The following is a 26,983-nucleotide window of genomic DNA, read 5'->3' on the forward strand; positions in this document are numbered from 1 at the left end:
CCATTAAAAATATGGGTACAATTTAAAAATGGCACGAAATATAAACTCCACAAATCTGGTTGAGGCCATCATTGATCGCATCTCAACCATGATTGAAAGCACAACGTTAAAGCCCGGTACACGCCTGCAATCCATTCGTGAAGCCGCCAAAGAGAACAGTGTCTCCAAAAACACAATGGCGGAAGCCTATGACCGTTTGGTCGGCATCGGTTATCTGCGTGCAAAACAGGGGGCGGGTTATTTTGTCATTGGTCCACGCCGCAATATTGTCCCAAAATCCATTCCACAACAAAACGAGGCGATCAGTGTCATTTCTCTGCTACGTCAACAATTGGGGCGCACCTATAAAGTGCCAGTTGGCGATGGTCGCTTACCTTATTCTTGGATCGAGGATTCCGAAGTCGCCGCGTTTTTCAGGAGTCCGAAATCCCTACGTGACACCAATTTACGCGACGGTTATGGCTCCCCTATGGGATATACCCCATTGCGTGAACGCATCACCGTGTTGTTATCAGAACGATCTATTCATGCCGAGCCTTCACAAATTCTGCTAACCAACGGGGCCAATCATGCAATGGACCTGATTATTCGTCACATGCTCGTCCCCGGTGACGTCGTTTTTGTGGATGAACCGGGATATTACCCCCTGTTTGGAAAATTAAAATTATCCAATATCAAAATCGTCGGTATTAAACGATTGGTCGATGGGCCGGACCCAATCGATTTTGCGCAAAAAGCCAACATTTATAAACCAAAGCTTTTTTTCACCCAATCGCTGGCCCATAACCCGACAGGGGGATCAACCAGCATTGCAACCGCTCACCAGATTTTAATGCTTGCGGAAAAACACAATATACTGGTCGTCGAAGATGACCCGTTTGCAGATGTTTTACCGCCTTCAACCCCACGCTTGGCTGCGCTGGATCAATTTAATCGTGTTTTATATATCGGCACATTTTCAAAAACCTTATCGGCCAATCTTCGCGTTGGATATGTCGCGGGAAACCATGATGTCATAGCGGCCTTATGCGATTTAAAAATGCTGACCGTTGTCAGTTCATCTGAATTCGGCGAACGCCTTGTTTATAACTTAATGGTCAACGGTCATTACGTCAGGCATTTACGACGATTGAAAAAACGCACCGACAAAGCCCGAAATCAAGCCCTCATTGATCTGGAAGACATTGGTGCCGAGATCATTGTCCCGCCCACTGGGGGCTATTACATATGGATCAAAAGTCCAGAAAAATACGATGAATATCAACTGGTACAGGCTGCAATGGAACATGGTATCTTTTTAGCGCCCGGTTCCGTTTTCGCACTCGAAGAAACCGTCTCACCTTGCGCCATGCGATTAAATATTGCGCACGTGAGCAATCCTGCCTTTTTGGAGTTTATGGCAGATCATCTACCATAGCCACACAGTCCGTTCTTAACCTTAATAACGAATACCTTTTAAGAACAAGTTTACTTCACTTTCCAAGTCATCACTTGCTTGAGAGATTTCCATACATTTTTCTAAAACCTGCCCAACACTTTGCGCCGTTTTAGTCGTGCTTTCACTCACTTGTGCAATTCCATTACGTACATCCTGCACACCAACGTTGGCCGCTTGCGTATTGCACGACAACTCATTCATGGTTGTACCTTGTTCATTCACGGCCATCGCAACCGATGTATTCATTTCTTCCAACGTATGAATGGAACCTGTTATCGACTTTATCGCCTCGACCACTTCGGCACTGACCACCTGTATTTCATTGATTTGACGGCTAATACCTTCAGTTGCCTGCGCCGTTTGACCAGCCAATTTTTTCACTTCAAACGCGACGACGGCAAATCCTTTACCGGCCTCACCGGCACGCTGGGCTTCGATGGTGGCATTTAAGGCCAACATATTTGTTTGTTCTGCAACATCTTGAATCAAAATAACAACATGACTGATTTCCGAAATGATATGCGCGAGTTTCTGCACACGATCCGCCCCATTTTGTGCCACTTCGTTTGTCGTTCTTGCCATTGTGGATGCTTGACTGACCTGTTGCGAAATTTCGTTTACCGAAGCCACAAGTTCTTCCATCGCGGCAGAGATCAACGTAACATTTTCGCTGGATTGATCAGAACTTCGGTTTACGTGCCCTGCTTGAGATTGAACATCATGAGCGTCTGCTGCAATTTCATTGACCTGATCACGAACACTCATAACTTCAGATGAAACACGTTTTATTAACGCCCCGACAGTTTCTTCAAAACTGGTTGCGAGCTTCTGCATTTCTTGGCGTTTTTCATCTTCTGCGCGTTGTTTTAAGGCTTGTTGTTCTGCCTCCATCTCCCGCATGCGAATTGCGTTTACCTTAAATACATTCACGGACTGGGCAATTTCAGAAATTTCATCACCTCGCTCCAACCCCGGCACATCCACTGTTAAATTATTGTCTGCCAATTGGCGTGTCACAGTGGACAGCGCCTCAATCGGTTTTGTTAAACGAAGGCCAAGGTAAACCATAATTAAAGTAATGATCACCATAACCCCAACACCCGTATAAAGCATGATCAGGCCCATTTCTTTTACGGGTCGTAATGCTTCTGTTTTATCTTGGGCGGCAATCAAATAATATGTTTGCCCGGCCGTTTTAATTGGGGAAAAAGCTGCCAGTTCCGGCCCGACATTTTCATCATTAAATTCAATTGTGCGCACCTGCGCACTCTTGATTTTTTCCAATGCCTCTTTATCAACTTGGTGTGTCAAGGCTTTCGGGCCATTTGTCATCAAACGATCCGATCGGCTTTTCCCATCCACCCCGATGATAAAATTATCCTGTGGATTGGCATCTTCACTACGATCATGAATCATTTGAGCGATCTTTTTGGAAGATAATCGAAAAACGACCACGGCTTCCGGTTTCGCATCTTCCATCGCAAAAGCAGGATAAACCGGGCGTACCCAAAAGGCAGATGTTTCGACTTCATCATTCACCCGATAGGCGGTGAAATCTTGGAAAGCGCTTTCACCTTTGGGCAAATTCAAGCCTGTTCTCGCAATCTGACTGAGTGCCGTTTGCGATTGTTCAAAGATATTATTCAGAAATGCTTCTGATTTTGTAATGGTATAAATCACTAACCCATTGGATTGGATTACATAAGCATCTGAAATACCTGCACTTTGCCAAATTGCAAGAAAAGAGGGATGCAGCGTACTGTGTCGCCATGAATAAATATTGCTTTGCGGATCACCTAGGATTTGCGCGCGTTCCTCTGCTGATTTCTTTTCGACTTGAAACGCTTGTTTAATCTCATCTGGTTCCGTGGTTTTGTAAGCTCCATCCAGATTGTTTAGCGCCTCATAAAACGTTTGGCTGTTTGCAAGACCTTCAAGGCTTTTTTGAGCATTCTCCAGATTATGTGAAAGGATTTGCCCTTTGGCGGCAGCGATCAATTGCAAACGTTGCAATGCGCTCTCCATCAGGGCTTGTTTACTTTCAACATAAGACAGGCTGCCAATTGAAAGACATGACAGGGCACAAAACAAGACAACAACAATAGGAACTTTAAATTTCAGTTTCATTGAGACCTCGGAAGTAAACTTGTCAGCTTCAATCAACAGCTGATTTAGAAAAGATCCCCTTCTCCAAATTGAAGAAGGGGATAAGTAAAGAGTCTCTAGGGGAGAACTCTCGGGAGAGACCATCCTTCCCCCTGATATTAGGAGGAAGGAAATCTATTAAATTTCAGATAAACAGACGTATTTCAGTTCCAGGTAGTCATCCAATCCAAACTTGGAACCTTCACGTCCCAGGCCAGATTGTTTAACCCCGCCAAATGGGGCGGCTTCATTTGAAATCAGGCCTGTATTGACGCCAACCATGCCGTATTCCAATTCTTCTGCCACGCGGAAAACGTTGCTCATATCTTTGGAATAGAAATAAGAGGCCAAACCAAATTCCGTATCATTGGCTTGTTCAATGACATCTTCGGCGTCTTTGAATTTAAACAAAGGGGCGACGGGGCCGAACGTTTCTTCACGGGCGACTTTCATCTCTTTGGTGACATTCTTAATGATTGTCGGTTCAAAGAAACTTTTGCCCAAGGCATGACGTTTCCCGCCACACACAATTTCACCGCCTTTGGCAAGCGCATCGGCCACGTGGTCTTCGACTTTTTCAATGGCTTTCATGTCAATCAACGGACCTTGAACAACACCATCATCCAGACCATTTCCGACTTTCAGTTCCCGAACCTTGGCCGCCAATTTTTCAGCGAAGGCATCATAAACCCCTTCCTGAACATAAAGACGGTTCGCACAAACGCACGTTTGGCCCGAATTGCGATATTTGGAAATCATCGCGCCTTCGACAGCGGCATCCAAATCCGCATCATCAAAAACGATAAACGGCGCATTACCGCCCAATTCCAATCCCAGTTTTTTGATGGTATCGGAAGATTGTTTCATCAACAAACGGCCCACACCGGTCGAACCGGTAAAGGTCACTTTGCGAACTGTGTCATTTGCCGTCATTTCGCCACCAATGGCAACCGGATCACCAATGACGCAGTTGATCAAACCTTTGGGAAGACCCGCTTGTTCCGCCAATTCGCACAAGGCAAGGGCTGATAACGGGGTTTGTTCTGCCGGTTTCATCAGCGTGGCACATCCAACCGCCAAGGCCGGTGCAATTTTGCGGGTAATCATGGCGTTGGGGAAATTCCACGGGGTGATTGAGGCGATCACCCCGATCGGCTGTTTCATCACAACGATACGCTTATCATCAGATGGGGCCGGAATCGTTTCACCGTAAACGCGCTTGGCTTCTTCGGCATACCATTCAATATAGCTTGCACCATAGGCAATTTCACCACGGGCTTCCGTCAAGGGTTTACCCATTTCGGCGGTGATAATTTGCGCGAGATCTTCCTGATTTTCCATGATCAGGGTGAACCATTTACGAAGAATATTTGAACGTTCTTTTGCCGGGCGACGTTTCCATAGTTTTTGTGCAACACGGGCCGCTTCAATCGCACGCCGTGTTTCTGCGGCACCCATCTTGGGAACAACCGCAATCACTTCATCCGTCGCAGGGTTGGTCACTTCCAGCGTTTCACCACTGTCTGCATCCACCCATGCCCCGTCGATATAACCTTTGTCACGCAGGAGTGCTTTGTTGGTCAAGTTCATAAAAATATCTCCCTTTACGCGGCTTGTTTAATGGCAGCGGCAATGATGTTCAGGGCTTCGTCGAAAACTTCGTCCTGAATAGTCAAAGGCGGCAAGAAACGGATGCAGTTGCCATAGACACCGCAAGACAACAAAATCAGGCCGTTTTCTTTGGCAAATTTAATGGCAGAAGCCACCATATCTGCGCGCGGGTTCCCATCTTCGATAAATTCAACAGCAACCATCAAACCTTGACCGCGCACGTCTGCAATTTGGGGAACATCGTCTTTCAATGCGCTCAACATGGCACGTAATTTTTCACCCAAGGCGGTTGTACGTTCATGAAAGGCCGGATCGGACATGATGTCACACACCGCATTCGCGGCCGCAACGGCAACGGCATTACCGGCATATGTTCCGCCCAGACCACCCGGGTTCGGCGCATCCATGATTTCCGCCTTACCAATAACGGCAGAAATTGGCATACCGCCGCCCAATCCTTTGGCAGAGGTCGTCAAGTCGGCTTCAACACCGTAATGTTCCATCGCAAAGAACTTGCCAGTACGCCCAAAACCGCTTTGAACTTCATCAGCAATCATAACAATGCCGTGTTCGTCACAAATGGCGCGGATACGTTCAACAAAATCTTGCGGCGCCGGATAAAAACCGCCTTCGCCTTGTGTCGGTTCAAAAATAATGGCCGCGACATTTTTCGGGGCAATATCGGATTTGAACAGGTTCTCCAATGCCTTGATAGAGGCCTCAACAGAAATGCCATGCACATCATTAGGGAACGGGAAATGGTAAACATCGTTCATCATGGAACCAAAATCCGCCTTATAAGGCATCACTTTACCTGTCAGGCTCATCCCCATAAATGTCCGGCCGTGGAAACCGCCATTTGTCGCAATCACACCTGTACGCCCTGTGTGGGCGCGTGCAATTTTGATGGCATTTTCAACGGCTTCGGCACCGGTGGAGACAAAAGCGGTTTTTTTCTTGCTGGGACCGGGAACAAACTTGTTCAGTTTTTCCGCCAGTTCCACATAATTTTCATAAGGCGTGACCTGATGGCAGGTATGGGTGAAGGCTGCGACCTGTTTTTCAATTGCCGCTGTGACTTGGGGGTTGCGGTGTCCTGTATTGCAGACCCCGATCCCGGCGCCAAAATCAATAAAGCGACGACCTTCTACATCCCATATTACCGCATTTTCCGCACGTTCCGCAAAGAAATCCGTGATAAAGCCGACGCCGCGCGAAATCGCATCAATACGACGTTCCAGAAGATTTGCATTGTTAGCCATTTTAGTACCTCTATTCTTTCCAAAGTAGGTCTTGGGCAGGCAAGGGGGTGCCATATGCATCCCTTGCATACCGTTATTCATTTAATTGTGTGAAAACCGTAGGTGACGGTTAAATCTGTAAAAGCATTTGACGTTAATCCTCGCGAATGACGAAAACCGAACAATGAGCATGACGGACAACCCGTTCCGCATTTGATCCGATGAAGTAGCTGGAAATACCCGGTTTCTGTGCCATCAAGATAATAGCATCCACACCAAGTTCTTCTGCCGTTTCAACAATTTGATCATGGGCTGTGCCTTCCCTGCATAAACTGTCCCCTTTAAGGTTCTTGGGAAGTTTATTCAGGAAAACATCAATTTTTTTAACCGCATCCCCTTGATGGTCCGTCACATTTTTTTTGCTTAAATGCGGATAGCCTGCGCGATGGATCAGGCTTTGATCCACATAAAGCATGTGAATTTCCGCCTCTTCATTGTTGGCAATGGCAACCGCAACCTTGATCTGTTCATCAATTTGTTCTTCATGGGCCAAATCGACAGGTAACAGAATTTTCTTAAAAACAGTCATTTCCCTATCCCATCACCAAGGTTGGCAACCACAAAACAATTTGCGGAAAAATCATACACAGGATCAAAACAATCAGGTTGAGCGTAATAAACGGCGTGACCGACTTGTAAATTTCCGACATACCGATTTCCGGCGGTGCAATCCCTTTTAGATAGAACAAAGCAAACCCATAAGGCGGCGTTTGAACCGCAATCAAAATATTCAGGATCATCAAAACCCCAAACCAGATCGGGTCATATCCCAAGGAAACGGCAATCGGTGTAAACAACGGTGCACACATCAAAACAATGATAAATTCATCAATAATAAAGCCCAACAGCAACATGATGATCTGGAACATGATAATGATCATAATCGGCGGCAGATCCAGCGTGCCGGTGAAATCGGCAACCATGCTTTGTACCCCCATCAACAGATGGAAGTTGCTGAAAACGGATGCACCGAAAATAATCCACATGGCAACACTGACCAATGTCCCGGTCTGAAAACCGGCGGATAAAAACATATCAACTTTGAAACGCTTGAACAGGATTGCCAGAATAATCGCGCCGATTACACCAACAGCACCAGATTCAGTCGGCGTGGCAATCCCGGTGATGATACTGCCCAACACAACAAAGATCAGCAACATGGAACAAAAACCATCCCGGATGATTTTAAAACGTTCTTTCCCCGTTGGTTTGACAAAATCAAGATCGTCTGTGTCTTTTGGTGCGCGTTCCGGGTTGATCCAACAGCTGATAATCACATAAAGCATCATCAGAACAACGGTCAGCAAGGCAGGCATCATCGCCCCCAAGAACATACGACCAACGGAATTCTGGGTCGAAGCAGCAAACATGATCATGGGAATGCTCGGCGGGATCAGGATGCCCAATCCACCACCTGCCATAATCACACCAAGGGCGAGACGTTTGTTATAGCCACGTTCCAGCATAGGGCGCAGGGCGATACTGCCCGATGTCATAATCCCGGCACCAATGATACCGACCATCGCGCCGATCATGGAACACACCCCGATAACACTGAGGGCCAGAGAACCACGCAAGCGTCCGATCAACATTTGGGAAAAATTGAACATGGCATCGCCAATGCCCGATTTCGTCAACAACTGCCCCATGTAGATATAAAGCGGGATCGCTAATAAAATAAAACTAAAATAAGTGGCTTCAATTGTCGTCGGCAGAACGTTAAAAATACCTTCGCCCCAAACAAAATAGCCAACAACCATTGCAATACCGCCCAAGGCCAAGCCAACGGGGGCGCCAATGGCAAAGAAAACCAGAATACAGCCCAATAAGACCAATGTTAAAAGCTCAATTCCCATCATCGACCTCCTCAAGCAATGCCTGCCCGGTTGACAGGAAATAAACATCAACGATCAAATCTTTGATCAGTTGTGCGATAAAGAGGGACGCGGCAACGCAGCCCATAACCCAAAAATGAAACATCGGCGGGGCCCATTCACTTTGGCGGCGATAATCAAATTCGATCGCTTCTTCAAATTTGCCGAAGCAGGTATAGACAATCAGCACTAAGAAGAAGATTCCCAACACATAGGCAACGATGTTAAAGGCGCTACGTGTTTGATGTGAGACCTGAAGATAAAGAATATCTACGTTGATATGAGCTTTTTTCTGTTGTGCATAAGCGCCACCCAGCGCGGCAATATAGCCAAACAGGAACAGTGATGTATCGAAGGCCCAAACGGTCGGTTTATTCAAGACGTAGCGAGAAAAGACTTCGGACGCTACGATGAGGGCCAGCACCGGCATAAGCAAGGCGGCCATTTTACCTGTAAGTGCAACAAGCCTATCGATAAATGTGCAAAAGCTCCTTAGAAGATTGGAAAATTTCATAAATTTTATTGTAAACCGGGCTGTCGACAAATGTGGACAGCCCGGTTACCTCCATAGGGACCTATTATTTTTGTGCGCGCAGAACGTCAATCAACTCTTTGCTGAATTTGTCTTTTGCGGAATATTCGTCCCACAGGCCTGCACCAGCTTTCGCCCATGCTGCGCGGTCTGCTTCAGACGGCTCGGGGCTCCATTTCAGGCCTTTGGCTTCCATTTCCTTAACCGCTTCGGCTTCCCATTGGCGGGACAGGCGCAGTTGGTCTTCTGCGTGTTTCTCAGTGGCTTTGCGTACAACCGCTTTGAGATCGTCAGGTAATTTTTTCCATGCATTGCGGTTTACAACAATCGGCAAAACCTGTGCACCGGCCAGCGGCAGTTTGTACATGTATTTTGCGACTTCGACATGGTTACCGTCACGGTGGTCGATCATGTTGGAACCGATGGAGCCATCAATCACACCTGTTGCCAGACTTGTGTAAATTTCACTCCATGCCAAAGATACCGGAGAGGCGCCCAGATTACGCAGGAACTTACCATAAGCCCCCGGTGCACGGATTTTCAAACCTTTGAAGTCTTCGATAGAATTGATCGGTTTTTTCGTCAAAACATAAACTGCTGGCTGAATATAGGGCTCTAACCATGTCATGCCTTGTGAACCATAGGCTTTGGTCAGGATTTTGTCCCAACCCTGATTGTGGAACAGGTCTTGCAATTTGGCAGGATCATCCGTACCACCGGGCAGGCCGATTTCAACAACACCAGCAGGCAGTTCACCGGCATGCATGGATTGGAACGGTGCGCCCATTGTCACGAGGCCGGATTTCACAGCACCCAACAGGCCGCTGGTCCCCACACCTTCGCCTGAAAAGAGAACTTGAACTTTAATACGCCCGTTTGAACCTTCTTCGATGTTCTTAGCGAGGCTTTCATACACTTCACCAAACGCCGTACCGCGACCATAAAGGTTGCTGAAGCGCCAGTTAAATTCCGCTGCGTCTGCATTTACTGCGAAAGTCGAGACGCCCATTGCCAGCGCCATTGCCGATGCGAATAATTTCTTTTTAATCCCTGTTAGCATTACTGCCCTCATAAAGTGAAAAGTTCATAGATTACGAAGAAATGATTCCACGTCGGAAATTTTGCTTAAATCTCTATTCTCCAATCTTTACGTTTAACTTTTTTTACGTATAATTGACATTTGATACCAATATAACAAACATTAAGTACAAAACTTGCTCGAACACGATTGATTTTGAATGAAAAATAAACCGATCGGCCCTATTGGCGACCATGAAATTAAGCAGCTCAAAATTTTCAAAACAGTTGCCGAATGCGAAGGTTTCGCCGCTGCCGAAGCCAAATTAAATATCAGCCGCCCTTCTATCAGCAACCATATTGCCGCACTCGAAGCCCGGTTAAATATGAAATTATGTAAAAGAGGGCGCGGTGGCTTTTCCTTAACAGACGAAGGCGCCATCGTTTATGAACAAACCTGCCAGCTGTTAAATCAGATTTCAAAATTCAGAAGTGCCGTCAACAATCTGGTCGGTTCCCCTGCCGGAACCCTGAAAATCGCCCTGACAGATAGCCTCGCAACCGACCAGCGTTGCCAACTTGCTGATATTATAAGGCAATTTTCCGCCGTGGCCCCCAGCGTCAAACTTCATTTCGATGTCGAAGAAATGACGGAAATGGAAAACAAAATCCTCAACAACCAGATTGATATTGCCATCATTCCCTATCACCGCAAAATTTACGGTATTGAGTATTTCCACCTTTTCACCGACAGACACTATCTTTATTGCGGCGAAGGCCATGCTTTATTTGATTTACCCGAAAAGGAAATCACCCGGGAAAAATTAAACCAATATGATCTGGTCCATGCGGGATTAACCCCGCATATGGAAGTTTACAAACAGTTTTTCGATATGAAAGCCTCTGCCGTATCGTACTTTTTTGAAGCGCGTATTCCTTTGCTTCTGTCCGGGCAATATATCGGCTTTTTACCGGAAGCCTACGCCCAGCCCTATGTCGAAAGCGGTCAGTTAAAAGTCATTGGAAAATCAATCAAAAGCTTCCCCTTAGGTGTGGCTGTCATTTCCAAGGTCACCGCCCAACCCAGTCTGGCCCGCGATATGTTTATTAACATCATCAAGAAAACCCACGAACTCAACGAACAGACGCCCCCATATTAAAAAAGAAACCTTCTTTGCATCTATGAACAATACAAAGAAGGTTATCTTCTATCAGGACGAAACGGGATCAAATCCGCTTAGTACATTTTTACCAATCACCCGAGCGCTTTCTTGACGACGATGTGCTTCGATTAATGTCTCTACGCTGATTGGGCCGAGGTTATTGGTTACCGTCGACACCAATGCTCCCTTATCAACCAAATCTGCGATACGATTAAGTAATTGATGTTGCTGATCCATATCATCCGTTTGAAACATCGAACGTGTAAACATAAACTCCCAGCTAAAGTTCAATGCCTTTAATTTGCCTGCCTTGATATCCAAATTTTCCGGATCATCAATAAAGGCGACATGTCCGCGCGGTTTAATCAAATCAATAATGGCATCAAAATGCCCATCCGTCCCAGTCAATGCGGCGACATAACGTGGCTCCAGCCCCAGTTCTTTGATTTGATCCGCCAAAGGTTTCCGGTGATCAACCACATAATCGGCTCCCATTCTTTGTACCCATTGTACAGTTTCCGGACGCGATGCGGTTGCAATAACGCTTAATTTTGTCAGTTGTTTTACCAGTTGAATGAGGATGGAACCAACGCCCCCAGCCCCACCAATAATAAGGATGCTATCACCTTCGCCCTCATTTTCCTTGACTTGAAGGCTCTCAAACAACAATTCCCATGCTGTGATGGACGTTAACGGCAATCCGGCAGCCTCGGCAAAATCAAGTGCAACTGGCTTTTTACCAACAATGCGTTCATCAACTACATGCAGTGCCGAATTGGTCCCTGCCCGGGTCAAATCACCGGCATAAAAAACCTCATCCCCCACTTTAAATTTACTGACGGCGCTTCCAACTTGCTTCACAACCCCGGCCGCATCAAACCCGAGGATTTTAGGTGTGTCTTCCGGCTGCGCTCTTTCCCGCACCTTTGTATCAACGGGATTAACCGACACACCACGCACCTCAACCAATAGATCGTGCGAACCGATATCCGGTGTTTCTGTTTCAAATTCAACAAAATCAGCCGCGTCGACCGCGCCTGCTGTTTTATATCCGATTGCTTTCATAATCTGTCTCTTTTCACGTTACAATTTTCAGCTCATTAATCTGCAAGATGTGTCATCTCGTACAGCCTGAATTCAGCCACGTTGCCTTCTGTAACCGTCTTGTAATGCGCCAAATGTTTGCTCGCCAAATGTTGTTGCCACATGGCGCGGGACTGCCAGTTTTCATAAAACATAAAAGAGGCTGGATTATCCCGGTCTTGATGAAGATCGTATTGTAAGCACCCTTCTTCTTCGCAAGTCGGCGCAATAAGCTTTTCCAGCTCTGCCTTAACCTGTTCGATTTTATCGGCTTTCGCCGTAATATGGGCAACAATGGTAAGTTTTGACATGTACGTGCTCCTCATGAACTGTGAAGGAGAACATAACAATTTCGATATTTTTTAATAATTGCTAAAATATTGAATTTATAATTCTCTAATTCCAAATAATAAGGTCAACACAAACTTATACATTCGTGTGCAAATTATGGAACAGATCAAATATCAACAAACAACGTCTGTGCGGGGTCATCCTCGGTTTGGGTCGACTGATAAGAAACCGACGTGTTATTGTCGGCTGGCACGCTTTGGATAACGTTTAGCTCGCCGGACGGACCCCAATCTATATTGTAGAGCCCGTTGTCAATTTTTTCGACCCCATCAGCGTTAAGGCGATAGGTTGCGTCAATAAAGCCGATTTTCTCAATTGAAACCAACTGATCTTGCCCATAGTCATCCAGTAAATCCAGAATGCTATGATGTGTCAGGTCCAATTCAAATTCAGATGCAAAGCCCCAATAAAAGGCGGTGTCTTCCCCCTCGCCACCTATAATAATATCGTCGCCATAGCTGCCTTCTAAATGATCATTGCCATTTCCGCCGATTAAGACATCGGCGCCACCACCACCAAATATAAAATCATCGCCATCGTCCCCAAGCAACAGATCCTTTTCCCAACTCCCTGTAAGAATTTCCGATGCCTTGGTTCCCTGCACAATATTGGCAAAGCCATCCTCATCTTGCAGGTTAAAAACGGATAACGCTTCCTCTTGCTCCTCTATCCCTTTATGAGCTGGCATATCCTCTTGGTCCATTCCCTTTAGTTTGGATTCAGGGACAATATTGTTCATTTCTTTTGAATTGTCTTGTTGCAGGCCTTTTGTCTCGACATCCGTTTCCTGAACAAGATTAGACAATGGTTGCATATCAACAATTTGCGGGTCGTGCCTTTGGTCGCCATACGTATCTATTACATTAAAATGTTTCAATATATCGCGTAAACTGAAAGAAGGTGTTCCCTCATTGTCGGCAAAAGAAAAGCCGCTCCAGGACAATTTGTTATAGATACTGTCCTCAGCGGCGTTTTGATAAAGCAGACCTTGTGATACATCCAGCGTCCCATCCTTGAAACGTAAAAGTTCCACCCCCATTAAAGAATAGAAACTTTCGCCATTTCCATCTAGGTCGCTACTCACAACTTCCAAATGATCTTTCTTGATTTCGCGAATATCATAATTTGACTGATTTTGGAAAAAGACAACTTCATCGATACCTTCCCCCCCAACAATCATATTATTACCGTCACCCGGTATAATCGTATCGTCGCCTTCTCCACCGTTAAACAGAACATGGCTTCGCCCTGACGAAATCAGGCGGTCATCACCATCTCCACCATAAAGACGATAGGACACATTATAAAAGGCGTTGGAATAGAGTACGACCATATCGTTGCCTTGATTGGCAAACACATGGATCTGGGATTTTTCACGCAAGCCAGCATTACTGACGATATCTATATAATCATCCCCTGCTTGCGTGCGCACCAACGCATTGGGGACATCTTTCAAGATCACTTCTGAATTTTTATCACTACCCAGAAAAACGGTTATATCCTTATAATTTCCACCTGCACATTTTGCAGCTTGGGCAGAATATACCGAAAGCGATCCTTCATCTTCGTTGGTTTCCACCTCTGGCGTATCCGTATAAAAATACGGACTGTCCGATGAAACAGGTTGAACAGTAGCGTTCTGTTCATTCCACAAGGTTTGCAGAACAGAATATAAGTTAGACACGTAATCCCTCGTTTATTGATTTTTTTAAATCGTTATCCCAATTAATATACAAAAACAGACAAAAAATCTATCCTTTTTGAAGTATTACAATGCAGGTTATACAACCGAGACCACACGATAGGGTGTGATTTTATTCAATTAAAGACATGAGCGTTTTGCGCTCCCTTTCACACAAATATGAGCGTCAAAAGCTCTCTCGGCTTACCTGATTGACAAAAAGCCATACATTTCAATGCATTAGTTTAAAAATATGAATGGCACCATGCTTGCAAATTGTCGCTTAATTTCTCGATAATTTCGATTATAGCAGGGAGCTTTCCATGAATACCTTCACCTTTAACACTACCAAAAGCATCATTTGCGAACCGGGCGTCTGTAAACGACTTGGCGATCTGGTTAAAGACCAAATCGGTAAAAAAATATTCTTTGTCACCGATCCCGGTCTTGTGGATCTGGGCCTGATTAATCCCGCATTGGACAGCCTCACGCAAGCGGGTGTCACCTTTGAAGTGTTTAGCGATGTTGTCGCCGACCCACCGGCAAGTATTGTGGAAGACGCCTGTGCCAAGGCCCGTGCCCTTGATATCGACGGCGTTATCGGTTTTGGTGGCGGTTCCTCAATGGATGTTGCCAAACTGGTTGCCTTGATGGTCGGCAGTGGTGAAAAGCTGGACGATATTTACGGCGTCAATATGGTGAAAGGCAAGCGTCTCCCGCTGATCCAAATCCCAACGACCGCCGGGACCGGGTCCGAAGTCACCCCCATTTCCATCATCACGGTTGGCGTGACCGAGAAAAAGGGCGTTGTCGCCCCGGCCCTTTTGCCCGATATTGCTTTGCTGGATGCCGAATTGACCTTGGGCCTGCCCGCCAGCATCACTGCCGCCACCGGTGTCGATGCAATGGTTCATGCAATTGAAGCTTATACTTCCACCTCTGCCAACAACAACCCGGTTTCACGCGTTTTGGCTTGCGAGGCTTTGCGTTTACTTGGTGATAACATCATGCGCGTTGTCACAAATCCAGGTGATATAGAGGCACGGTCCAATATGCTGTTGGGGTCCACACTTGCCGGGCAAGCCTTCGCCAATTCCCCGGTTGCCGCGGTTCATGCCCTTGCTTATCCCTTGGGCGGGATTTATCATATCCCACATGGCTTGTCGAACGCACTGGTTCTACCGCATGTCATGGCCTTCAACGCACCAAACTGCCTTGATGAATACAGCGCCCTTGCCCCATGTATTTTCCCACAACTGGCAGAAATTTCAGATCCGAAAGAACGCGTCGATCAGTTGATCACCCAAATCGCACAACTTTCCAAAGACCTTGGCCTGCAAACAACCCTGCGCGAAATGAACATTGGTGAAGATGCCTTGGCAACATTGGCATCAGAAGCCATGAAACAAACGCGCCTGCTGGTAAACAACCCACGCGAAGTCGATGAACAAGCCGCGTTGGAAATTTATCGCAGCGCATTTTAAGGGAGATCGGATCCATGTCAGGAAAGCCTACTCCCAAAACACGGGATAATTTCGCCCATTTCAGCAAGGTTCAAACACGCTGGATGGATAACGATGTTTATGGGCATGTTAATAATGTCAATTATTACAGCTACTTCGACACTGTGGTAAACAGCCACCTTATCGAACAAGGTGCATTGGATATTCAAAACAGTCCGGTTATTGGGTTGGTGGTGGAAACCAAGTGTAATTACTTTGCCTCCTTCGCCTTTCCCCAAACAATTGAGGCCGGTATTGCCGTCAGTAAAATCGGCAGCAGTTCCGTCGTTTACGAAATCGGCCTGTTCCATGAAGGTGAAAATCTTTGTGCGGCCCAAGGTCATTTTATTCATGTCTACGTGGATCGGGCCACGAATAAACCCGCCCCCTTACCCGGCACGTTACACAATGTTGTTCAGGCCCTCCTTCTTCCTCAATCCACGTCATAAAGGAAAAACACCCCCATGACTTTATCCCTTTCAAATCCGTCTTTATTAAAATCAAAAGCCTTTATCGGTGGTCAGTGGGTGGCAGCATCCAATGGTAAAACACTGGACGTAACCAACCCTGCTGATGGTTCTTTTTTAACCAGTGTTCCCGATATGGGGGCCGAAGAAACACAACAAGCGATTGATTTAGCCAATAAGGCTTTTGACAACTGGAAAAGTCGCACCGCCAAGGAACGCACCAATATCTTGCGCCGCTGGTATGAGCTGATCCTTGCTTCACAAGAAGACCTTGCCCTTTTAATGAGTGCCGAACAAGGTAAACCACTGGCTGAAGCGCGCGGCGAAGTCGTTTATGGCGCCAGTTTCATTGAATGGTTCGCCGAAGAAGCCAAACGCATCTACGGTGATACCATCCCCGCACATGGTACGGATAAACGTATTGTGACTATCAAGCAACCGATCGGGGTTGTCGCTGCGATTACACCGTGGAATTTCCCCATTGCCATGATTACCCGCAAGGTCGGTCCGGCCTTGGCTGCCGGTTGTCCGGTAGTCATTAAACCGGCGGAAGATACACCGCTCAGCGCCCTTGCTATTTGCGCCTTGGCACAGGAAGCAGGTTTGCCTGACGGTTTGCTGAATGTCGTCACCTGTTCCAAAACCAATGCCCCGTCCGTCGGCACGGCCTTAATGGAAAGCCCGCTTATTCGCAAAGTTTCCTTCACTGGTTCCACCCCTGTTGGCAAACTTTTGATGAAACAGGCTGCAGATACCGTTAAAAAAGTCAGTCTCGAACTGGGTGGAAATGCACCGTTTATCGTATTTGATGATGCCGATCTGGATGCTGCGGTCGATGGCGCCATTGCCTCAAAATACCGGAACACGGGGCAAACTTGTGTCTGTGCCAACCGAATTTTGGTCCAAGACAGCGTTTATGACGCCTTTGTCGATAAACTGGCGGCAAAAGTATCCGAATTTAAAGTTGGCCCCAGCCTGGACGGTGATAACCAGCAAGGTCCGTTAATCAATCCGGCGGCCTTGGAAAAAGTCCAGCGCCATGTGGATGATGCGATTGCAAAGGGTGCTAAAGTCAAACTCGGCGGGAAAGCACATGCCTTGGGCGGCACCTTCTTTGAACCGACAATCCTGACCGATGTCACCGCTGATATGATCGTCACCCACGAAGAAACCTTTGGTCCCCTTGCCCCGATCTATCGTTTCCAAACCGAGGAAGAAGCCATCGCACTGGCCAACAACACCCCCTTTGGTCTGGCGGCTTATTTCTACAGCCGTGATATCGGACGTATCTGGCGTGTCGGTGAAGCCCTTGAAAGCGGCATGGTTGGCATTAACGAAGGCATTATTTCCACCGAAGTTGCTCCGTTTGGCGGTGTAAAGGAAAGCGGTCTGGGCCGTGAAGGTTCTTTCTACGGGATGGATGAATATGTCGAGGTCAAATATCTGTGTATGGGTGGTGTTTAACGTCCCCAAATCCCTGTAAAAACACCCCCACAACAAAAGGCCACCGATGAAAAATCGGTGGCCTTTTTCATGTCTCAAGAGAAGTTTCTAGGCTTTTTCGTCTTGGCGAACAGCCCCACGTTCAATCATATAGACCTTATCCACCAGATCGGCGGAATGGGTATAATCGGATTCAGACAATAAAACGGATAAACCTTCGTCTTTTAAGGTTTTAATGACTTCCAAAAGACGACGAGACAAAGCTGGGGCAACCCCTTCAAACGGTTCATCCAACAACAGGATGTGAACGCCACTCATCAACGCACGGGCAAGGGCCACAAGTTTTTGTTGCCCCCCTGACAGTTGCAGGGCTTTACGTGTCGCAAAACCTTCAACCTCCGGCATCAGTTCATAAATCCATGCCAGACGGGCTTCAGCTTCCTTGATATCATTGGCCCATGCGGGCAACAGGATGTTTTCTTCCACACTCAAGGCCGGAATGAGACGACGATCTTCGGGCATGAACCCGACTTTCAATTTGGCGCGTTCATGTGCACCTGCTTTCGTCATATCCTGACCATCAATGACAATTTTGCCCGATGTCGGCGCTAAGATCCCCATGATCGTACGGTTCAAGGTCGTTTTACCGGCCCCGTTACGCCCGATCAGGCCAATCATTTCACCTTTGGCAATTTTCAGGTCCACATCGCGCAGAATTTGTGTGCCCTGAATTGACGTTGAAACCTTTGACAGTTCAAGCATTGACCGTATCCTCCAATTCATCCATATCCAGATGGTGACCGATCACAAGGGTCTGCACATTTTCATCACGCATAACCTGCCCGGTCGGGCCGTCCGCCAAAATACGCCCGTCATAAAAGGCCAGCAAACGGGTGGAATAGCGCGCAATCACATCCATGTCATGTTCCACAAACAAGACAGCCGCACCGGATTTTTTCACCGCCGCCATCACCGTTGTCATCAAATCGAATTTATCCTCGATCGCCACACCGGAGGTCGGTTCATCCAGCAACAGGACTTTGGGTTGGCTCAACATCGCCATTGCGATATCCAGCAGTTTTCGAACACCTTGGGGCAAGGTTGCAACGGTTTCATCAACATATTGCAAAATGTCATATTCCGTCAAAACCTCACGCGCCGCCTCTTCGCGAACAGGCGTATGGATCGGGGACAAGAACGATAAGTTCCTTCCTTCCGCCATCGCCATTGCAATCAGGATATTTTCCAGAACACTCAGTTCCGGGAAAAGTTGCGCGACCTGAAAAGAACGACACATTCCATCCCGCATAACCTCGCGCGGTTTACGTCCGATGACGTTTTTACCGTTGAACAGAATTTCACCGCTGCTGGGTTTTAGGTAACCTGTCACCATATTGATGAAAGTGGTTTTGCCCGCCCCGTTTGATCCGATCACGCCGACAATTTCACCTGCATTGATTTTGACGTTAATGTCGGCTGCCGCCGTGACGGCCCCGAAATTTTTCGCCAAATCGCGTGTTTCCAGAAGGGTTGTCATGATTTGGCCCCTTTCATCAATTTTTCTTTTAACGACCACAAACCGTTCGGCAGGAAAATAATGATCGCCAACAAGGCAATCCCCAAAATCATCTGCCATGTATAAGGCGACACCTGAAAGGCAAAGGTGCGAAGCAATTCAAAGATAATCGCCCCTACCAACGGTGCGGCAACATGTCCGGTCCCTGCCATCAAGGCAATAAAGACAAATTCGCCCGATGTGGTCCAATAAGCCATTTCCGGGTCGATATGCCCGACCGTCATCGCAGTAATCGCCCCGCCAAGTGAAGCCAGAACGGCTGCAATGATATATTTGATATAAATAACTTTCTGAACGGAAATCCCGAGATATTCCACACGGATTTCATTTTCACGAATGGCTTCACCCGCCATACCCATCGGAGATTTGAAATATCGCCAGATAACGGCCCCGACAAGAAAAGCCAAAACGATAGCCGCCCAATAGGTCAACATATTGCCGCCACTGGCGTGAACCGTCCAACCGAAGAAGGTCGGCGAAACCACATTAAACCCATCCGAGCTGCCAAGAGCAGCGCTTTTGACCAAAATCCCGTAAAGGATCATGGAAAACGCCATTGAGAACATGGCAAAGAAAATATCGCGATACCGTGACAGCAACAGTCCGACAATAGACGAGATCACAAGCGCGCAAACAATCGCCACCAACAATAGCAACAACAAATTATCGGTCTTGAAGTAATCGCTGAATGCACCGACCGCGTAAGCCCCCGCGCAATAATAAAGCCCTTGCCCGAACGAAACCAACCCGGCGCGCATCAGGATGACAAGCCCCAGAACAACCAACCCTTTGGCAAGGGCAACGGTCACAAGGAAGCTGAACCAGTACGGCATAACCAGACCGGCAAAGATCATAGCGACAGCCAGAATTAAAAGATAAATACGATTTTTCGTCATCATTAAATTTTCCTCGCACCGGCAATGGCGAACAGGCCTTGAGGGCGAAATGCCAACACCAGCCCCATCACACCATAGATGACAAACAGTTCCCCATCGGGGTACAGGTGAACGGATAATGCGCGCGATAACCCAACGATCAAAGCTCCGACAAAGGCACCACCGACGCTGCCCAACCCACCGATCACAACGACGGCAAAGGCCAGAATAATCACTTCAATCCCGATGCCCGGCACAACGGAAATCCCCGGCGCCGTCAAGGCCCCGGCAAACGCACCCAAAAAGGCACCAATGACAAATGTTATGGTAAAAATTTTCGTGACATTCACCCCCAATGCCCCAGCCATTTCCCGGTCATGGATAACCGATTGCAAAATCTTGCCTGCACGAGTGCGGTTCAAGGACCACCATAAGACCAAGGCAACCAAGGCCGTGACGGCAATCAACATGAAATCATAATTAGCAAAGGACAGACCGTACATTTTGGTACGACCCAACAGCGTATAGGGTTGATAGGCGAAATACGGATCCACCCCCCATAGCAATTTAATGGTATCTTCAAGAATGAGCAAAATGCCATAGGTGACAAGGATCATCACCACCTCGTCGCGGCCATACATAAAACGCAGGAACCCGCGTTCGATCAACAGACCAATAATCAGGCCTGATACCAAAGCCGCACCGATCAACAACAAATAACTGGCCCAAGGCGGATTGCCACCGGCAAAATAGACACCGATCAGGGACGCGCCCGCATATGCACCAATGGCATAGAAGCTGCCATGCGCCATGTTGAGAATTTTCATCACCCCATAGATGAGTGTCAAACCGGCCGCGATTAAAAATAACCACGACGAATAGACGACACCATCCACGAGAACCGCAAGAGCCAAGTTCATCGTTTAACCCCAGTATTAAAGATTTTAAGATTTTCAAAATGGGGATGAGTCTTTAGACCTGACCCATCCCCTTGTTCTGATCGCGTTGGATCACTTAGTTACAAACAGCACCTTTGAAACCGCTTGCAATCCAGTCAGCCGCTTTCACACCGTTCGGCGGGTTCACACAAGACGGAGCATAACGAACCACGTCTTTCATCACCAACTTGCCGTCAACTTTGGAAACCTGACCAAAGACCATTTCCTGAACGGCCTGATGACCATTGCCGCTGGACATTACGATTTTACCCGCCGGGCTATCATATTCCAGATATTCAAAGGCCGCTGCAACCGCTTCATCCGTGGGGATGGAACCGTCTTTTTCCGCTGCTTTTTCCGTTGCCAGTTTCAGACCCATAATGGCCTGTACCATGTGGTAAACCGGATAAGTTGGTTCTGTCCCAAAGCGGGCTTTATATTCTTTCTGGAACCAATCGTTTAATTCGCTTTTCGGCGCGTAGATACCGTTCGGACCGCGCGCACCAACGATGGCACCTTCCGGGAAGTTATCGGCAAATTTATAAAGCGCACTTTCACCACAAGTCAGCAGAACTTTTTGATCTTCAAACAGACCACGGGCAGAACCTTGCAGCAGGAACGCTTCCATATCCCCACCCCAGAAAGAAGAGTGAATAACGCTGGACGGATTTACCATCAGAGCAGAAACCTCTGCGCCATACTGACCTGCATAAATTTTCGGGAATTGCTTGGTTGAAACATCCACGCCCTTTTTGATCTGTTCAAGCGAGGTTGTAAAATCGGTCCAACTGTCATGCCCGAAAGAATAGTTCTGGTTAATACCGGAAACCATGTTCAAACCATTGACTTTTTCAGCAATATAACGCGCTGCACCCACGTTATCCATTGTCGCGGTCGAAGCCGTACGGAAAACATATTTATAGTTGGCTTCTTCAAAAACGCGCGGCGTCCCGCAATCAAACAGAACGGTTACCTTTTTCATTTCTTCGGCAACACCCGGAACAGCCAGACAATCCCCGGAAGAGATATAACCGACAACACCGTTTACACCTTGGCGTTCAACAAGGTTACGATATTCAGAAACTTGCTTGGTTGCGCCGCCCGCTTCATCGACATAAACCGGGGCAATCTTCACACCGTTAATCCCGACTTTATTATAAGGGGCCGGCATGGTGCCTGCGTTCAATGCATCGATCAAAAGGTCCGCGCCATTTTTTGCCGGAACACCGAACGGACCCGCCGCCCCGCCAGACAGAAACGTTACAAGACCAAGCTTATATTCATCAGCAGCCTGCGCCGTTGATGCCAGCGCACCGATTGCGACAGCACCGCAAACAGCCATTTTGGAAATTGTCTTAAGCATTTAGATATGCCTCCAAACATCAATTGAGAAATGGAGGCAGAGAGCGTTTTCACTCATAAATCAAAATTCTCCCTGCCTGTTATATGCGAGGGCCTTTTGCAGGACCTTCCCCCATACAACAGCAGGGAACATGCCAATTCACAGGAATGGCATAACCATCTATTTTTAAACGATTTTTTATATATTTTCTGAATATCCAGTTTTATATGATCGGCTAACGCTCCGCTCATATGACGGCTTTGGGCGCAATGCGCTCATTTATCAGGGATGTCTTATCGGCAAATAATTTCGCCAATTGCCCAACAGGCGCGTTGCCGGGGGAAAACGTTCATCGGCAACGGTTTGACCGATAGATATGACCTGTTCAATTTGATGATTTTCAGGATCCATATAAGAGGAAAAACCATCCGGGTCTTCCGGTAACTTAAAACGCAAGCCCCCCAATGTTTCGCGCACTTTATCAATTGTATGAGGGGGGGGCGTATGTTTCAGCGCATAGGCAATCGCCAAAATACCGGAATAGGCCCCTTGGGCGACATAGGATGGGTAATGACCTGCGCGTTGATAAAAACGTTGCACAAAACGTTTATTTTCTTTCGTATTCGGCCAATTGACATGATGACGTGCTGACAGGATCAAGCCCAACGGCATATCATCGCCCAGTTCTTTTAAAACGTCATAATCCCCGCCGGAACCAAAGTTAGCCAATTTGGAATGTTTTAATAAATCCGTATCCTGCACCTGACGTAAAAATGTAATGAAATCATCCCCCCATTGTTCATTGACAATCAAATCAGGTTTGGCATTTAAGAGTGAGTTGATATAGGTACTGAAATCTACTTCGAATAAATTGGGCCACAAGGCCGCGACGGTCGTATAGGCCACATCCTGATCCGCCATTGCACGGCGAAAATCACGCCAGTTCTGATAGCCATAATCATAATCCGGCCCGATAAACGCAATCCGCAACGGGCGATCTTCTAAAATGCCTTGAAAACTGTCTTTGATATATTGTGCAGCGGCATCCATTGTTTGTGCGGTATTATTGGTCATGCGAAAATAATTGCGTTGCAAAGCCGCCCCGGTCAAACGGGAGGACGCGTTATCCGTTCCAACAAAAATCACGCCAAGTTCTTCGATAATTTTCGTGACTTCAAGGGCAATGCCCGAGCTGACAATTCCACAGATATACTGGACTTTGTCCTGTTTCACGAAATCACGCACAAGCCGCAAGGAGCGGGAGGTTTTAAGTTTCGTATCATCAATAATCACGTGAATTTTGGGCGGGTCTTCATAAAGCGCATTGATATCTTCCAACGCTAACTGGATACCGACAACACTGTCTTTCCCAAAATCCACCCCATAACCGCTTAAAGGATACAAACATCCAACATGGGCATCGGCATCCGCCTTGGACGCGCCAAATTCCTGACGGGCAAAAGCACCATGTGACCATAAAAACAAAAACCCAAAGGCTGCAAAGGTAAGACGTTTTCTCATCCCTTATGTCCCGCTGTCATATTCAGACGTTGCATACGCCGTTTCAACGCATGGCGCGAAATGCCCAATGCCTCCGCCGCCAGTCCTTTGCGCCCGTTATGTTCCAGCAAAACTTTTTCAATCACTTCGCGTTCATAGGCTTCAACACTATCAACCAATTCCGAATTGGTCTCGGTACTGACTTCACTTTGTACAATTTCATGGGGCAAATGGGTCATTTGTATATCCTGACCGGGATATAAAATGGTCAAGCGTTCCATCAGGTTTTTCAACTCCCGCACGTTGCCCGGCCATTCATAACTATTCAACCGCGCCCGGATTGCCTCAGACAACACAACAGGCTGTTGTCCTTCCTGCTCGCAAAAGAAATCGATAAAATAATCCAGCAGCAGGTTGATATCATCCCCACGTTCTTTCAAGGCAGGAACAGTAATGGGAACCACATTCAAGCGGTAAAACAGATCACGTCTGAAATTGCCTTCTTCCACTTCGGCCAGCAAATCCCGATTGGTTGCGGCAATGACAAAAACAGACGCCTGTTTTTCCCGTGCAGACCCGACGGAACGAAATGTCCCACTTTCCAAAAGCGTCAAAAGTTTGGCTTGCAACGCCGGGGACATTTCCCCAATTTCATCCAGAAACAGCGTGCCGCCTTCTGCCAATTCCACTAGACCGATCCGTTTTTCAACCGACCCGGTATAGGCGCCTTTTTCCGCCCCAAACAATTCAGCTTCCATCAAATGTTCCGGTAAGGCGGCGCAATTGACTTCCACAAACGAGGTATCCCCATGACGCATTGTGTGAAGGCCACGCGCAACCAAGGCTTTGCCTGTTCCCGACGGTCCGGTGATCAAGACCTTTTGCGTTGCACTTTTCCCGATTTGTTCAATTTGCGTATTCAGGTTTTCAATCGGCAGGCTGGTTCCCACAATACCATTTGTGACAGTGTCCTTTTGTCGACGAAAAACAACTTCCTTTTCCAGCTTGGTACGTTCCACGTTGCGTTTTATCAGCAACACCAGCTCGTCCAGTTCAAAAGGTTTGGTCAGATAATCCACCGCCCCCAATTTCACCGCCTGCACCGCCGCACGCGTATCACCATGCGCGGAAATCATAATAACCGGAATATCTATTTTTTCTTTTTGCAGGGTTTCCAGCACATCCATGCCGGTGATATCGGGCAACTTCAAATCCAGAAAAATAATATCGGGGTTTTCACGTTTCGCCAAAAAGATACCTTCTTCGCCATTATATCCGGCGACAACTTCCATTCCTTCGGCTTTTAACGAAAACTTGATACTGTGGACGAGGTTCATTTCGTCATCGATCACCAGAACTTTGATTTTACTCACGTTCCTTTTTCTCCTTCTCGTTTTCCTGATAGGTCCATCTTAAAATCGGCATATGAAGGGTCACTGTCGTGCCTGATCCCGGATCACTTTCAATCGTCATCGTACCTTGGTTACGTTCCACCAGACTGGCACAAATGGCCAAGCCTAATCCCGTGCCATAGGGTTTTGTGGTAAAGAACGGTTCCAGCACGCGGGCGAGCGCATGTTCCGGAATGCCGCATCCTTCATCCTTGATCGCAATGACACAATGGTCACCTTGTCGCCGCGCCGTAATTTCCAGAAGGCCCTTCTTTTTGCCTTCCATCGCTTGCAAACCGTTCAAAACCAAATTCAAAACGACTTGGCGTAAATGAATGGAATCTCCGAACAAGGTGAGAATATTTTCGGCATCTTCTTCGATAAACAATTCAATACGACTGTGATATTTCTTGGCGACAACATCGGCCAAGACCTTGGCATGTTCAAACAAGGCCCGTACCGCAATCAGACAAGGTTCTGGATCACGCGGACGGGCATAATCCAGCAAGCCCTTAATCACTGTATTTGTTCTGGAAATTTCATCACCCATAATTTCCAGAAGTTCCAGTTTCTCGCTTTCCTTTTCCTGCTTGGCCAGGGCTTGTACGGCTGTATTCAACGTCGTTAAAGGATTGCGCACTTCATGGGCAATACCAGCCGCCATTTGTCCGAGACTGGCTTGACGTTCCATCTCAAGGTTGGATCGAATGAATTTTTGTAATTGGTTGCGCATACTTTCAATGGCAACGCTCAACCGATGAATTTCCCAGTTCCCCGCGACTTTCAACGGCGTGTTAATGTCGCCTTGGGCCACCCGTTCCACCCGCTTGACCAAGCGCCCGACCTGCTCATTTAATCGGTAACCGATGCTATAATGAACATATAAAATCACGCAAACCGTAAACAGAGTGGTCAAGAGCAGCATATAACGCACCTGCTGACTTGGCGGGATTACCTTGGCTGACTCATCGCGCAGATACATTTTCCAGCCGGGCAGAATTTCGCTGACATCTTCCAGTAAACCGCTGGGACGCCCCTGTAAATCAAGTCCAGATGTGTCGAAATACCGCCCATCCCCGACCTGAAGATAGGCTTGACGAAACCCATGCAGAATAAAGTCATCCATAAAACGGGTTAAGGATGAAAACCGGATGACCAGCCCAATACCACGCTTGCTTTGGCGGGCATCAAACGAATTTTTCATAACGACCCAGCTGGGCAACCCAATCTCGGAATGCGACGGGCCGATAATTTCCATATTTTGATAATCTGTAACCTGATTGTTTTGGTCATACGGGGCCAGCGGACTATTGCTTGGGAACGTATGAACGACCTGACCGTCATCACCATAAAACAAAATGGCATAAATATATTTGGTATCGGACAAGACCCGTAAGATCGCCTCGAGTTCAGGCACGAGATCAAAATCACCCCCTGCCTGATAAAACCGTGGATGGTCAAACTGATCTTTCAGGTCGTCCAACTCGATCTCGCGTTCTTTAAAGAAATGGCGCACGGTATTTTCATACGCGACAATCTGTGCCGTATTCTTCTTGTCTGACACTTTATTGATCAATTCGACAAAATAATTGTCGTAAAGCGCAGACAAAACCACGATCGGAAGCAGCGCCGCCGTCAACGAGAAAATAATATATCGTGACGCAACACGACTATATGGCGCAAACCATGTCAGGCCGCTTTTCATTTTACGCATCGCCTGTCTTCCAGACCGTCTAATCTTGTTCAACCCTGT

The 26,983-nt window shown here is 47.2% G+C and carries 23 protein-coding genes; 5 read left to right on the forward strand and 18 right to left on the reverse strand.

Features of this window, described 5'->3' with window-relative positions:
* Positions 1-28 precede the first annotated feature (28 nt).
* A complete protein-coding gene (locus ACN0VA_RS13405) occupies positions 29-1,417 on the forward strand; it encodes a PLP-dependent aminotransferase family protein (protein WP_417821647.1) in 1,389 nt (462 codons plus the stop codon).
* Positions 1,418-1,438: 21 nt separating this feature from the next.
* Here the strand turns inward: ACN0VA_RS13405 and ACN0VA_RS13410 are convergent, their stop codons facing one another.
* The 7 genes from ACN0VA_RS13410 to ACN0VA_RS13440 all read right to left on the reverse strand — a co-directional run bounded on the left by ACN0VA_RS13410 (position 1,439) and on the right by ACN0VA_RS13440 (position 9,961).
* Entirely contained in the window at positions 1,439-3,565 is a 2,127-nt protein-coding gene (locus tag ACN0VA_RS13410; protein ID WP_417821648.1) for a methyl-accepting chemotaxis protein, read from the reverse strand.
* 156 nt (positions 3,566-3,721) lie between these two features.
* Positions 3,722-5,173 (reverse strand): NAD-dependent succinate-semialdehyde dehydrogenase, encoded by a 1,452-nt coding sequence (locus tag ACN0VA_RS13415; protein ID WP_417821649.1) that lies wholly within the window; start codon positions 5,171-5,173, stop codon positions 3,722-3,724.
* A 14-nt stretch (positions 5,174-5,187) separates the two neighbouring features.
* The gene (gene gabT / locus ACN0VA_RS13420; protein WP_417821650.1) at positions 5,188-6,456 is read right to left on the reverse strand and encodes a 4-aminobutyrate--2-oxoglutarate transaminase; all 1,269 of its coding nucleotides are present in this window, start codon (positions 6,454-6,456) and stop codon (positions 5,188-5,190) included.
* A 133-nt stretch (positions 6,457-6,589) separates the two neighbouring features.
* Entirely contained in the window at positions 6,590-7,024 is a 435-nt protein-coding gene (locus ACN0VA_RS13425) for a universal stress protein (protein ID WP_417821651.1), read from the reverse strand.
* A gap of 4 nt (positions 7,025-7,028) precedes the next feature.
* A complete protein-coding gene (locus ACN0VA_RS13430) occupies positions 7,029-8,354 on the reverse strand; it encodes a TRAP transporter large permease (RefSeq protein WP_417821652.1) in 1,326 nt (441 codons plus the stop codon).
* Entirely contained in the window at positions 8,341-8,814 is a 474-nt protein-coding gene (locus ACN0VA_RS13435; protein ID WP_417821653.1) for a TRAP transporter small permease subunit, read from the reverse strand. The genes ACN0VA_RS13430 and ACN0VA_RS13435 overlap by 14 nt, the downstream gene beginning before the upstream one ends.
* 133 nt (positions 8,815-8,947) lie before the next feature.
* Positions 8,948-9,961 (reverse strand): TRAP transporter substrate-binding protein, encoded by a 1,014-nt coding sequence (locus ACN0VA_RS13440; RefSeq protein WP_417821654.1) that lies wholly within the window; start codon positions 9,959-9,961, stop codon positions 8,948-8,950.
* A gap of 178 nt (positions 9,962-10,139) precedes the next feature.
* Here ACN0VA_RS13440 and ACN0VA_RS13445 point away from each other — a divergent pair, with 178 nt between their 5' ends.
* A complete protein-coding gene (locus ACN0VA_RS13445) occupies positions 10,140-11,078 on the forward strand; it encodes a LysR family transcriptional regulator (protein WP_417821655.1) in 939 nt (312 codons plus the stop codon).
* A 51-nt stretch (positions 11,079-11,129) separates the two neighbouring features.
* On the opposite strand, the gene ACN0VA_RS13450 is transcribed toward ACN0VA_RS13445, so the two are convergent.
* The 3 genes from ACN0VA_RS13450 to ACN0VA_RS13460 form a co-directional block, all read right to left on the reverse strand.
* Entirely contained in the window at positions 11,130-12,146 is a 1,017-nt protein-coding gene (locus tag ACN0VA_RS13450; RefSeq protein ID WP_417821656.1) for a zinc-binding alcohol dehydrogenase family protein, read from the reverse strand.
* A gap of 35 nt (positions 12,147-12,181) precedes the next feature.
* On the reverse strand, positions 12,182-12,475 hold the full coding sequence (locus ACN0VA_RS13455) for a putative quinol monooxygenase (protein ID WP_417821657.1): 294 nt from the start codon (positions 12,473-12,475) through the stop codon (positions 12,182-12,184).
* 146 nt (positions 12,476-12,621) lie between these two features.
* Positions 12,622-14,199, reverse strand: a complete 1,578-nt coding sequence (locus tag ACN0VA_RS13460; RefSeq protein ID WP_417821658.1) for a hypothetical protein — start codon at positions 14,197-14,199, stop codon at positions 12,622-12,624.
* Positions 14,200-14,519: 320 nt separating this feature from the next.
* Between ACN0VA_RS13460 and ACN0VA_RS13465 the strand changes: the two genes are divergently transcribed.
* The 3 genes from ACN0VA_RS13465 to ACN0VA_RS13475 are packed head-to-tail and all read left to right on the forward strand — an operon-like array spanning position 14,520 to position 17,629.
* Positions 14,520-15,680, forward strand: coding sequence for an iron-containing alcohol dehydrogenase (locus tag ACN0VA_RS13465; protein WP_417821659.1), 1,161 nt, complete (start codon positions 14,520-14,522; stop codon positions 15,678-15,680).
* A 14-nt stretch (positions 15,681-15,694) separates the two neighbouring features.
* Positions 15,695-16,147 carry an acyl-CoA thioesterase gene (locus ACN0VA_RS13470; RefSeq protein WP_417821660.1) on the forward strand — a complete coding sequence of 151 codons (453 nt, stop codon included), beginning with the start codon at positions 15,695-15,697 and terminating at the stop codon, positions 16,145-16,147.
* A gap of 15 nt (positions 16,148-16,162) precedes the next feature.
* Positions 16,163-17,629 (forward strand): NAD-dependent succinate-semialdehyde dehydrogenase, encoded by a 1,467-nt coding sequence (locus ACN0VA_RS13475; protein WP_417821661.1) that lies wholly within the window; start codon positions 16,163-16,165, stop codon positions 17,627-17,629.
* A gap of 87 nt (positions 17,630-17,716) precedes the next feature.
* Here the strand turns inward: ACN0VA_RS13475 and ACN0VA_RS13480 are convergent, their stop codons facing one another.
* The 8 genes from ACN0VA_RS13480 to ACN0VA_RS13515 form a co-directional block, all read right to left on the reverse strand.
* Positions 17,717-18,370, reverse strand: a complete 654-nt coding sequence (locus ACN0VA_RS13480; protein ID WP_417821662.1) for an ABC transporter ATP-binding protein — start codon at positions 18,368-18,370, stop codon at positions 17,717-17,719.
* Positions 18,363-19,145 carry an ABC transporter ATP-binding protein gene (locus ACN0VA_RS13485; protein ID WP_417821663.1) on the reverse strand — a complete coding sequence of 261 codons (783 nt, stop codon included), beginning with the start codon at positions 19,143-19,145 and terminating at the stop codon, positions 18,363-18,365. Before ACN0VA_RS13485 ends, ACN0VA_RS13480 begins: the two co-directional genes overlap by 8 nt.
* Complete coding sequence (locus ACN0VA_RS13490; protein WP_417821664.1) at positions 19,142-20,083, reverse strand: branched-chain amino acid ABC transporter permease; 942 nt, start codon at positions 20,081-20,083, stop codon at positions 19,142-19,144. The genes ACN0VA_RS13485 and ACN0VA_RS13490 overlap by 4 nt, the downstream gene beginning before the upstream one ends.
* On the reverse strand, positions 20,083-20,979 hold the full coding sequence (locus tag ACN0VA_RS13495) for a branched-chain amino acid ABC transporter permease (protein WP_417821665.1): 897 nt from the start codon (positions 20,977-20,979) through the stop codon (positions 20,083-20,085). Before ACN0VA_RS13495 ends, ACN0VA_RS13490 begins: the two co-directional genes overlap by 1 nt.
* Before the next feature lie 94 nt (positions 20,980-21,073).
* A complete protein-coding gene (locus ACN0VA_RS13500; protein WP_417821666.1) occupies positions 21,074-22,360 on the reverse strand; it encodes an ABC transporter substrate-binding protein in 1,287 nt (428 codons plus the stop codon).
* Between the two features lie 261 nt (positions 22,361-22,621).
* Positions 22,622-23,860, reverse strand: a complete 1,239-nt coding sequence (locus ACN0VA_RS13505; protein ID WP_417821667.1) for an ABC transporter substrate-binding protein — start codon at positions 23,858-23,860, stop codon at positions 22,622-22,624.
* A complete protein-coding gene (locus ACN0VA_RS13510) occupies positions 23,857-25,212 on the reverse strand; it encodes a sigma-54-dependent transcriptional regulator (RefSeq protein ID WP_417821668.1) in 1,356 nt (451 codons plus the stop codon). Before ACN0VA_RS13510 ends, ACN0VA_RS13505 begins: the two co-directional genes overlap by 4 nt.
* The gene (locus ACN0VA_RS13515; protein WP_417821669.1) at positions 25,205-26,944 is read right to left on the reverse strand and encodes a sensor histidine kinase; all 1,740 of its coding nucleotides are present in this window, start codon (positions 26,942-26,944) and stop codon (positions 25,205-25,207) included. The genes ACN0VA_RS13510 and ACN0VA_RS13515 overlap by 8 nt, the downstream gene beginning before the upstream one ends.
* Positions 26,945-26,983: the final 39 nt, after the last annotated feature.

Source organism: Terasakiella sp. (assembly GCF_048267425.1).
GTDB lineage: Bacteria > Pseudomonadota > Alphaproteobacteria > Rhodospirillales > Terasakiellaceae > Terasakiella.